Source organism: Wolbachia endosymbiont (group B) of Chesias legatella, assembly GCF_964026945.1.
Taxonomy (GTDB): Bacteria; Pseudomonadota; Alphaproteobacteria; order Rickettsiales; family Anaplasmataceae; genus Wolbachia.
Genome location: NZ_OZ034711.1, coordinates 498,046 through 509,684 on the forward strand (window position 1 = coordinate 498,046; position 11,639 = coordinate 509,684).

At 33.7% G+C, this 11,639-nt stretch carries 8 protein-coding genes and 1 pseudogene; 6 read left to right on the forward strand and 3 right to left on the reverse strand.

Annotated elements, in window-relative coordinates; translation table 11 throughout:
• The first annotated feature begins 100 nt into the window (after positions 1–100).
• On the forward strand, positions 101–2,632 hold the full coding sequence (locus AAGD65_RS02260) for an ankyrin repeat domain-containing protein (protein ID WP_264683243.1): 2,532 nt from the start codon (positions 101–103) through the stop codon (positions 2,630–2,632).
• 50 nt (positions 2,633–2,682) lie between these two features.
• Here AAGD65_RS02260 and AAGD65_RS02265 read toward each other — a convergent pair whose 3' ends face one another.
• Entirely contained in the window at positions 2,683–4,764 is a 2,082-nt protein-coding gene (locus AAGD65_RS02265; protein ID WP_264683242.1) for a heme lyase CcmF/NrfE family subunit, read from the reverse strand.
• Positions 4,765–4,910: 146 nt separating this feature from the next.
• Here AAGD65_RS02265 and AAGD65_RS02270 point away from each other — a divergent pair, with 146 nt between their 5' ends.
• The gene (locus AAGD65_RS02270; protein WP_341810979.1) at positions 4,911–6,143 is read left to right on the forward strand and encodes a hypothetical protein; all 1,233 of its coding nucleotides are present in this window, start codon (positions 4,911–4,913) and stop codon (positions 6,141–6,143) included.
• Positions 6,144–6,365: 222 nt separating this feature from the next.
• Here AAGD65_RS02270 and radC read toward each other — a convergent pair whose 3' ends face one another.
• Positions 6,366–7,046, reverse strand: a complete 681-nt coding sequence (radC, locus tag AAGD65_RS02275) for a RadC family protein (protein WP_264683240.1) — start codon at positions 7,044–7,046, stop codon at positions 6,366–6,368.
• A 227-nt stretch (positions 7,047–7,273) separates the two neighbouring features.
• Here radC and AAGD65_RS02280 point away from each other — a divergent pair.
• Positions 7,274–7,690 (forward strand): annotated as a pseudogene (locus AAGD65_RS02280) (IS4 family transposase); the annotation flags it as partial.
• Positions 7,691–7,710: 20 nt separating this feature from the next.
• Here the strand turns inward: AAGD65_RS02280 and AAGD65_RS02285 are convergent.
• Positions 7,711–8,727 carry a virulence RhuM family protein gene (locus AAGD65_RS02285; protein WP_264683239.1) on the reverse strand — a complete coding sequence of 339 codons (1,017 nt, stop codon included), beginning with the start codon at positions 8,725–8,727 and terminating at the stop codon, positions 7,711–7,713.
• A gap of 631 nt (positions 8,728–9,358) precedes the next feature.
• On the opposite strand from AAGD65_RS02285, the gene AAGD65_RS02290 reads away from it, so the two are divergent.
• From AAGD65_RS02290 to AAGD65_RS02300, 3 genes are all read left to right on the forward strand, one after another.
• The gene (locus AAGD65_RS02290; RefSeq protein WP_264683238.1) at positions 9,359–9,814 is read left to right on the forward strand and encodes a crossover junction endodeoxyribonuclease RuvC; all 456 of its coding nucleotides are present in this window, start codon (positions 9,359–9,361) and stop codon (positions 9,812–9,814) included.
• 109 nt (positions 9,815–9,923) lie between these two features.
• Positions 9,924–11,144: a DNA modification methylase gene (locus tag AAGD65_RS02295; protein WP_264683237.1), complete on the forward strand. Its 1,221-nt coding sequence runs from the start codon at positions 9,924–9,926 to the stop codon at positions 11,142–11,144.
• Positions 11,145–11,161: 17 nt separating this feature from the next.
• Positions 11,162–11,638, forward strand: a complete 477-nt coding sequence (locus AAGD65_RS02300) for a hypothetical protein (protein WP_264683236.1) — start codon at positions 11,162–11,164, stop codon at positions 11,636–11,638.
• Position 11,639 lies beyond the last annotated feature (1 nt).

Consider the following 11,639-nt stretch of genomic DNA (forward strand, 5'->3'; position numbering starts at 1 on the left):
ATGTTAGCAGCAAACCACTTACTCTGGTGTTGGTTATTTTATTATGGATCAATAATTTTTTTTAGCTATAGTACAAAAACAAATAGTTTGAGGTAGAATTATGGAATATGAACGGTTGTTAAAAATATTAAGGACAATAAGTGACTTAAATGAGAACAATATAATCGAAAGGGTAAAAGAGGAATTGGAAAAAGAAGATCCAGACACGTATAAAAAGTGGCAAGATAATGGATTTAACATAAATTATACATTCGATGATCAAAGTACATTGTTACATATAGCTGCTAGAAATGATCTTGTAAAGATAGCAGAGCTTTTAATAAAAAAAGGGGGTAATGTTAATACAGCAGATCAAGATGGATGGAATCCTTTACACTTTGCTGCTGCAAGTGGTAGTATAGGAGTGGTAGAGATTCTCATAGCAAACGGGGCTAATGTTAATGCAGCAGATCAAGATGGGTGTACTCCTTTGCATTGTGCTGCTCACAATGGACATAAAGAGATAGTAGAACTCCTATTAGACACGGGGGCTAATGTTGATGCAGTAGATAAAGTTAAGATAACTCCTTTACACGCTGCTGTTCGCTTTGGTTATACAGAGATAATAAAAGTTCTCATAGCAAACGGGGCTAATGTTAATACAGCAGATCAAAATGGGTGTACTCCTTTGCATTGTGCTGCTCACAATGCAAATAAAGAGATAGTAGAACTCCTATTAGACACGGGAGCTAATGTTGATGCAGTAAGTCAGGCTGAGAGTACTGCATTACATCATGCTGTTTCTGCTGAAAATTGCCAAGTGGAAATAGTAAAAGCTATCATAGAAAAGGAAGCTGCTGTTGACATAGCGGATAAATACGGGCGTACTCCGTTATGCTGGGCTATTAGAAATGGCTATTCAGAAATAGCAAGAATTCTACTTGAAAACAAAGCAGATCCTTTATTGGGACATAAAAGTTTTAACACATTAAAGCTCTTGATTGAATTAATAAAAAATGATTTTAAGCACTCTAAGAAAGCAGAAGAAACACAGCAACAAGAGGATGATGAATATGAATTGATTAAATACTCACTGGTACTTCGCAATGACTGTTCTTTAACTGATATTGCTGAAAGAGGTGCATTTGGTAAGTTGATATCTACGTGGCTTGTTGACATGTCCAACTTAACAGAGAGTCAGAAGGAGTTGAATAAAAAATTCTTAAGTACTTTTAAAGACTTTCCACATGTTACTTATAAGGATTATAAGAACGATGTTGAAAAAATTAAAAAATTTTTACTGGATCATAAAAGTAATCAAGATCTAAAAACCATCCTCAACCTTAAAAGAGGAGAATCTAAACTGACAATACTGCATATTCTATCAAGTATGGAATGTAGCAATGCGGGAGAATTCATAGATTTACTGTTGAATTCAGGTGCTGATCCTAATGAAAAGGACGACACAGGAAGAACACCTTTACATTATGCTACTCGTTCTGGTCATTGTGATACAATTATCAAATTGCTTCTAAGGAAAGGAGCTAATCTTGATATAAAGGATAAAAAAGGTAAAACCCCAATAGAATTTGCAGTTAACAATCCCAACCTTAATATTAAAGAGTACTTTTTAACTGATGATGTTATTTATGAAACTTTTCGTAAAAAAACACAAGTTGACTATAATGGAAAAAAGCCTTTGTGCAAAAGTGTAAATCTATGGGGAGAGGATTTTCTACTAGATGAGCAAGATCCAGATAAATATTTTTGTAAATTAGATGAAGTTCAAGACATAAATCAGCTAGAACAGGTTGTAAATGAAGCTATAAAATTTAGGGTAAGGTTCAATCTTACTTGTGAGGGAAATATATATGAAAATACTTATGAGAGTAAGTATAATTTTACAGATTATGTAATAAGAAGAATTAGTGAATTAAAGATTTTTCAAGTTGAAAGGGACATAGAAGTTGCTAGTCGCATAGTATGTAATTTGGTAAAAAGAGGTGCAGTATTTGAAACTTTAAGTAGTATAATTGTAATTGATAAACTAGAGAAGTTTAAAGACCACAAAGCTAATCTTAAAGAAGCACGTAAAAGCTATATACATTACTCTCTAAGGTTTTTGGAAGCTGCAAAAAACGCAACTACTGGTAAGGTAAAAGAGGCAAAAATGGACAACTTCACTTTCTACTTGAAATACTCAAAGAATAGTATAGTCGAGGTTGCAAAAATCATAAATGGAACAGATGAAAGCACAGAATTTCGAAGAGACGTGATAGCAATCGGTGAAAGCGAGACAGAAATTTTAACGGAAGGTGGGGTAAGAAATTATACTGACCTTATAGGTAATATAGTACTGACTTTTCATACTGATTTGGGAAAAGTAGATGCTAGATTGTATTCTGATGTGCAAGATGAAGGAAAAATTATAGTAGAAGTGAGTAACAAGGAGGAAATATTGGAAAAGTTTAAAAATTATAAAGAAGAGTTAGGTGAGAACTGCTTGCTTGGTGGTTCTTCTGTCTACGACGCTATTAAGCAGGGATATTTTAAAAGGCCTGAGGAAGTAGATTCCATATATCATGTAAGTTCTTCATTAGAAAATATATCTTTATTTCCTATTGTACAACAGAACATAGAGAAAATTCGCTAGCAAGGTTAGTGTTGCTTAGCTTAAGTTTAAATTGCCAAAAAATGCAAACTTTATGATACTGAAGGAACTACTTTTTTGCTAGAAGGCAAAGCAGCAAGGAGCGAACCAAAAGCGATAAGAAAGGATCCTAGCCAGATTATAGACATTCCAGGTTTATAGTGCACTTTAGCTGCGATTTTGCTCTTACTCTTATCAATCTCTCCAATTACAACATAAATATCAGAAAATAAATTGTGGTAGATACTGCTTTCAACATTTTTCTGACCTTCCGCAAGGTAAAATCTATATTCAGGAGTTACTTCACCTAATATCTTATTATTCAGCAAATTCCTGATATCCATTGTACCCCTCACTGCATGGAAATTTTTTTCTTTTATTAGCTCAATATTTCGTAAAGTAACTTTAAATTTATTGACTGTTATGCTGTCTCCTATTCCCAAGTAGTTTTCTTTTTTCTCCTGCCAACCAACTGAATAAGATATACCAAGCACTAGAATTGCCACTCCAGCATGAGCAAGCATCATTGCATAGTAGGACTTAGAAACTCTTCTTGCTAATAAAATTGATTCACCAAATGCTACCTTAAATAAACAAATTCTTTTACTATATGCTTCTAAAACAAAGATTAATAATGCTATGGAGATGGTAATTGATAGCACAATCATTAGCTCCATGTGAAAGATAAACGGCAAAATAGCTGCAGCACTACAAAATGAAAATCTATATTCACGGAATATTGGCAATAGACTATTTCCCTGCCAACTGCAGTATTGCCCTATCATGGTGAGCACTAGAATAGCTAGTGCAATAGAGTTAAATAAAGAATTGTAATATGGTGCTCCAACTGAAATTAATTCACCGGTTAAATACTCAAGCACTGTAGGGTATAAAGTGCCAACGAACACGATGAAAAAGGCAGTGATGAATAATAAATTGTTCATCAGCATCATCGTAAGGCGTGAAAAGAATCTTCTACCTTCTGTCACTTGAGTAGCAGATTTCTTTTCAGATTCCAATATCGAATACTGGAAAGATGTGTGATTCTTTCTCGTAAACACTACAAATATTACTAAGCTACTGACTGTAATTACACCAAGTAGAGCTAATATATACAGTCCATATCTTGGGTCATCTGCAAACGTGTGCACTGAGGTAAGTATTCCTGAGCGGACTAGAAATGTTCCAGTCACACTCAATATAAAAGTTGTGAGCGTAAGTAAAATAGCAAAATTCCTTAAAGTATTGAAATTTCGTACAACGAGCAACAAATGTGTCAGCGCCACTGCAATTAGCCACGGCATCAAAGAAACGTTTTCCACTGGATCCCAAAACCAAAATCCACCCCAACCGAGTTCACGATATGCCCACCAGCTACCCAAGCTGATGCCCAAAGTGAGCAGCGACCAAGAAATAAGTACCCAAGGCCTGACAATTTTAGCCCAAACATTTCCTTCAGTATTTAAAATTAATCCAGCTATAGAGAGCGAAAAAGGAACGCTAAATCCAAGGTACCCCAAATATAATACCGGTGGATGAATAGCAAGGCCTATATCCTGCAATATCGGATTAAAACCCAGTCCATCTGTTTCAATGCCTGGCATTTTAGTGAAGGGGCTGGATTCAAGTAAAGTGAACAGTAAAAAACAAAAGCAAATCAAGCCTTGGGTGATAAGAGATATTTTTTTTAATTTACTACCATTAGTTCGTTCTGGTGTCATGCAAGTAGCTGACACTGGAATCCAGTTTTTATTACACTGCCATTTGATGTACTCATTTGCAATTAAATTCCAGTGTCTGGGCACTGGGATGACAGAAGGTATATAAATATCCATTAGTAATAAATACATGACAAGCACTAAGGTCCAAAGCAACATAGACCCTTCTTTATTTCCCCAAACACCACAAATCTTATAGATCAAAGGTTTTGTTGTGTGTGAGTGGTAATATACGTTTTCAAGTGAGAAATCATTTTTAATGTGGCAGTAGATCAAAATAGCCATTGATGCTGACACACAAAAAAATATGGCAGAGGAGACGAATCGGTAAGAACTAAACGGTAGAAACAAATACGTTAAAGATAACAAACAGGCTACCAATAACAATATATTCCCAAATTCAGGCATAAGATTCATATAATGATATTACTAATAATAAATTGGGAGTTAAAGTTTTAATATAGGAACAAAGTTAATCTTCAATTATATTAATAGTAAGTAAAAATTAATCATTAAGCTTTTATACTTTATATTATATAACATTAATATTGTGAGGTAATATTATGGGCACAACTAAGATTAGTGAATTTCTATTCAATATAAAAGGTAAAGTGGCAAAACAACATGCTGAACCAATAATTGAAAAAAATCTCTATACTATTTTAGGATTCAAAGATGTAGAAGATTTAGAACATAAGACAAGTAAGTCCGTTAACAAAAAAATTTGGCAGCTATTTATTGATTGCTTTACAAAGGAAATAGATTATGTAGCAACTAAGCAAGTTGTAAAAAACGTTGTTTGTAATATTGCCAAAAGTGCCCAAGGCAATGCTTTTACTGAAGCTGAAAGCTTAATCTTAAACGAAAAACAAGATAATAAAAAGAGAGAAAGAGCGATTAAAAAAGCTACTAGTATTTTAAAAAAAATCAATCCAGAAAAAGCCTTCAATGAACTTTCAGTAATAAAAAAACAAGCCGAAGATTTTTTACAAACCGATTTTTATAAGGCGCAGAGCAAACCACTGCCAGGATTTGCTACATCTGGTGCGCAGCTTTTTGCGGAAACTTTGAAATATATAGAAACACTAGAAAAATTATCAGAAGTTAAAAAGGAAGATTTAACTAAGAGTTTCCTATTAAATTATATTAGTTCACTGAACAAAAAGTATCCTAAATCACAAGGTAAAAGGGAAGATGCTATACGAATACTATCAAGCGATGAGTTGAAGAATTTTTATAATAAAGGTGTAGAGGAAGGAATACTACAACCGCTGGTATCATATAAAGAATGCAGAAATCTGTATGATAAAATGAGCCAAACAAAGAATGAATGTATAATCAAAAAAGAAGAGCATGAGAAAGCAAGTAAGTCAATAACCAGTATAATTAGTGACATAAAAAAATGTAGAGAAGCAGTCCTTAATTGCAAAAATTTTCAGAGCTCCTACATAAAGGAAAAAGCAGAACACCCATTTAGAGGCACCTCATGTCAAAAAATGATTGATATATATCAAGAGAGAATTGCTGTATATCAGGAAAAAATTCGTCAAAACCTAAACCAAATAAGAGCAATATTAAAAGATACGCCGCAAGATGTGAAGGAAATAATCAATTGTGTGAATGAAGCAGAGCAGTATGATGAAATTTTTGATTCGGCTTTAATTTGTTTATCGAACATACAGAATAAGCTAGATATTCAACCAGAAAATTCCCTAACAGAACTCAGAGCTTCACAAATTAACGTTGAAATTGAGCTAACTAGGCTCTGTGAACAAAATATTAGAGTAAGCATGTGAGTGCTTCAACAAAATTCAAAAAACCAATAAAGATCTCATAAGTCTTATCAAAACAGGAGATTTCTAATAGTGGCAAATACCATGTATTTCTTTCAATTTGCCACTATTACGCCACCTAAATCACACATTGTCTTCCAGAAGGAAAATTTTTGTTCCACTGGCAACCACCTCATGTATAGCTTTACTTCCATAATAAGAAAAATGGCAAAAGCAATTTTAGATCTACTCTAATAAAAGCCTATTTTCCTTGAAACTAAAATAGCTACTAAATGTGATAATAATATGATCTATTAATTCTATTCCTATGCTTTTGCAAGCTTCTGCAAGCTGTCTGGTGAGAAACATATCGCTACTTGAAGGCTGTATATCTCCACTTGGGTGATTGTGGGATATTACAATGGACGTTGAGCCAATCAAAAGAGCGCGTTTTATGATCTCTCTAACATAAAGAGGAGTTTGATCTACTGTACCAAAGTTTTGCAGATCTTCCGCTATTAGACGATATTTTTTATTCATATAGATAACGCGAAAATTTTCTTTATTAAGGCTTCCTATACTTGCTTTTAAATAATCAAGCAATTTTTTCCAATTATTGATTATAGGTAAGTCCTTTATTTCTTCTCGTGCAGAACGAACAAAAGCCTGTTTCACACAAAAGATAGCAGATATGGCTGCATTATTAACTCCTTTAATATTTTGCAGTGCTTCTAAATCGGCATTAAAAACCTTATTTAAATTACCAAAATTTTCTATCAAACTCTTTGCTACTGGCTTTACATCGATTCTACTATATGCTGAATATAAAATGTGTTCTAAAATCTCATAATCAAGTAATGATTGTCCGTTATCTGAAATAATTCTCTCTCTTAGGCGCTTTCTATGACCTTTTTTGTAATCTTTCATTATTCATGAATTGCTTATCTCTTATAATAAGAAATTGAATTTTTAAGTAAAATATTTAATAAAATATATGAAGCATAATTGTAAATTTTTGAAGACAGCAAATGAAAGTAGCCCCTCTCTTGTCATCACTGCCATTAAGTTAAGGAAAAGTGATGAACTGTATTATAAAATCAGGTAAGATTCACAAATTAAAAGAAGTAATGACATGAGTAAAAAAAAGAATAATCATGTTTATAAAAAATAAATTGATGAGTTTAAACTTTATAAACGCACACAGAGCATCCTCAAAAGACTTCTCACGAAAAAGAAAGCTGCCCTTCGTTAATGTATTTCTCCTGATTTTTAGAAAGAGTGTAAAGTCATTACAAGTGATGCTTAATGAGTTTGTTCTGCATACAAGAAAAGATTATACAATTACGGCAAGTGCATTTACTCAAGCAAGAAAGAAGCTAAAACATACTGCGTTTTCAGAGTTAAATGATGATATAGTTTCCCTATACTACCAAGATCAGGAATTTAAAACCCACCATGGCTTCAGAGTACTTGCATTTGATGCTTCAATACTGATTCTGCCAAAGAGCGACAAAATAATAGGTGAGTTTAGCTCAAGAGCAGTATGGAATGGAATCCGTGGTAGACAAGATGTCAAACACAGATAACTCAACTATAAGCTGGTCTTTGTTGTAGTTATTTTCTCACCTGCTTTAATTAATTCATCAAAATCAGATTCATGTAATTTGTCCTGTACAACTCTGTACTTTTCGTATTCTCCTTCAGCTAGGGCTTTTGCAACTTCAGCACTAACTTTACCAGCATCTTTAAGCACTTCATAATCATTGAACAATAGAAATGCATCCAATTTTTCAACCCAATTCTGCATTTTCATTAGCCGATTCTTTCTTGCTTGAAGTTCTGCATAATCTAGATACATCGAAACAATGTGATTTAGTTCACTTAATTCTTTTTCAGTCAAGTAGTTTTTTGCAACACTTACATCACTCTTATGAATTTTATTACCTAGACCATCTTTCCAAGTAGTTAGTCCCATATGTGGTTTTTTATGATCAACTCGAGAATATATTAGCTCTGCTGCAGTCAAGCCGTAAATCGCCCAATATAATTTATTCTGTACTTTTGCATAAAATTGTTTTGTTATTTCTGAATTTGGATTATAGTCTGCAGAGCATTCAGCATAAATGTCGGTAATCTTCTGGTAAAACCTACGTTCGGATGCTCGTATTTCCCTGATTTTTTCAAGTAATTCATTGAAGTAGTCTTTGCCAAATTTTGGGCCGTTTTTTAGCCGTTCGCTATCTAATGCAAATCCTTTGATGATGAAATCTCTCAAAATTTTTGTAGCCCATACTCTGAAAGATGTAGCCTTTTTAGAATTAACTCGATAACCAATAGCTATAATTGCATCCAAATTATAAAATTGTGTAGGGTACTGTTTACCATCTTCAGCAGTATTCCGGAAAATCCGGATAACTGAATCTTTATCTAACTCTTGACTAGCAAATATGTTCTGTAAATGCTCACTAATTGTTCTAATATTAACATCAAACAACTCCGCCATTCTTTTTTGTGTAAGCCAAATGTTTTCATCTCGATACAAAACATCAATTCTTACGTCTCCATCTGGAGTTGTATATAATAAAATTTCGTTTTCATTTATTATCATATCTACTCTACCTTACTTCAAGTAGCATATAGGTTATTTGTAAAAAAGACAAGCAACTGTAAAACTCTAAAAATAGAGAACTATCTACTTTATTCTTTAGCTGGTAAGCAGTTTTGAAATTATTTTAACTTTTTTTGAGAAAATCCCGGAAAAAGTAGTAAGAAATCCGGTATATATATATAATAGAAGGGCATTGATATAGTTTGTGGATGCGCTTCAAATACAAAAGCTTTAAGTGTCAATTCAAAACTCGGCAAACAAACATTGAGTATACTTGTATTTTTTTAGATGAGGTAAAAACTTCATTTTAAAGCTAGATGTAACTTTATAGATCAATCTCAGCACCTCATCAAAGAATGCATGTAGTACCCTTTAAAACTTAATTAAATGGTATTCTTAGTAATCTTACTGTTACAAAACGAACTTGCGAGCAACGGTTTTTATCCTTTGCAAAAAAAATTGAACAGTTTTCGTAATTTTGGTGAATATATATAATAAGAAAACAACTTTCTGCAGTAGCACATAATTCTCGTTGTTGGCCTACAAAAACCTATGAATTTCTAGTGTATTTTGCAGAAACCAGACGATATTTTGGAGTAAGTGCTACTTGTAATTTTTTAAATAATAGCAAATGTCAATCCTAACACTAGATCTCGGCAAACAAACAGGATGGTCTATTCTTCACAACGGAGTAATTGAAAGTGGAAGCAAAAGTTTTCATGGTAGCCGTTTTAGCGGAGGTGGCATGTGCTTCTTGAATTTTCGTAATTGGCTTAATTCTTTGAAAGACATTTCTGCAGTGTATTTTGAGGAAGTAAGAAGACATCTAGGAACTGATTCAGCGCATTGCTATGGCGGTTTTCTCGCAGTGCTGTCTGCTTGGTGTGAAGAGAACAATATTCCCTACCAAGGTGTTAATGTTAAAACTATAAAACGCTTTATAACAGGCAAAGGCAATGCAAGTAAGAGTGAAGTTATTGAAGCGATACGTGAAAAAAGTTTTTCACCTAGAGATGATAATGAGGCCGATGCTTTGGCATTAATGTTCTATATTAGTAAAGATATTAATAAGACGAAAAATCCATAAAAAGTGGGTCCTTTCGGCCATACTGGCGGGTTTGGTGGGTTCGACCCCAAGCCTTCTTTAGCGTCAGAGATATTTTAAATATTAACTTTTTAATTAGCACAGTAATTATATGAATTTAGCAATCCACTATTATCCTACTCAAAATCTCATCGAATATGAGCGTAATCCACGTAAAAATGACGATGTAGTAAATAGAATGTGTGCTTCTATTCGAGAATTTGGCTTTCGTATTCCAATAGTTGCAAAAAGCGATGGAACTGTGGTTGATGGTCATTTAAGACTTAAAGCAGCAAGAAAACTTGGTATGGAAAGTATTCCAGTAGTCCTCAGTGATAATTTAAATGAACCACAAACTAAAGCTTTTCGACTACTTGCTAATCAATCAGCTAACTGGGCAAAGTGGGATGATGAGCTTTTGAAAGTAGAAATTCAAGAGTTAGAAGATTTACAGTTTGATCTTAAAATGACTGGATTTGAATTAGAAAAAGTTCAACATTTCCTTGATGATTTAGATAGTGAAAAAGAAGATCTTTCTGACTTAGCTATTGATGACAAAAAAGTAACAAAACCAGGTGATCTTTGGATTTTAGGTGATCATCGAATCTATTGTGGTGATAGCTCTGTAGTTGAATCATATAAAGCGCTGTTAGATGATAAAATGGCAGATATTACTGTGTGTGATCCTCCGTATAACGTAGCATATGGTAACAGTCAAGAGAGAGAAGACAAAAAGATATTAAATGATAATCAAGGTGAAAAGTACGAACTTTTTCTCTATGATATTTGCACTCATATTTTAGCATACACCAAAGGAGCAATTTACATCTGCATATCATCATCAGAGTTTTCAACGTTGCAAAAAGTATTTGAGGAGGCAGGAGGAAAATGGTCAACTTTTATCATTTGGGCAAAGAATCACTTTACGCTAGGCAGATCAGATTATCAAAGACAATACGAAGCAATGCTCTATGGATGGAAAAGCGGCAATAAACGTGAGTGGCATGGAGGTAGAAATCAAAGTGATCTGTGGTTTTATGATAAGCCAACGCACAATACACTACATCCAACGATGAAGCCAGTAGAGCTAATGGAGAGAGCAATAGTAAACAGCAGTAGATCTGGAGACATAGTACTTGATCCATTTAGCGGTTCTGGCAGCACACTGATTGCATGTGAGAGAACAGGAAGAATTTGCAGAACAATAGAGCTAGATTCAAAGTTTGTAGATGTAACCATAAAACGTTGGCAAGTGTATACAGGCAGGGAGGCAATTCTTTCTGGTGCTGGTAAAACTTTTCAAGAGATTCAAGAAGAAAAAAAGGAGCAATAAAGAGAGGAGCAAAAAAAGTGAAATTAATAACACAAACAGAATGGGCAAGAGAACAAGGATTTTCAAAGCAATATGTCTGTTATTTAGTAAAAAAAGGAATAGTTGAGTTGGAGAATGGTTTGATCAATAGAGAACAGGCAAATGAAGCAGTGGCAGCAATAAGAGATCCAAGTCAACCATTGAGAAGAAAAAACTATTCAGAAAATGGAGAAAAACTTTCCACGATGTTGCTTAAAACTCGAATAAAAAATGAAATGGAACGAGGTAAACTGCTTGAGGCAAAGGCAAAAGCTGAGATTGGTGAACTTGTAGCAGTAGAAGAAGTAAAAAGTGAAGCATTTAACGTAGCAAGAGTTGTCCGTAATAATTTGCTTAATATTCCAAATAGAGTTTCAGCACTACTTGCATCACTGAGTGATACTGAAAAGATTCATATGGCGCTAACTGAAGAGATTACAAACTCGCTTGAAGAATTATCTAACAATAAATTTTAAA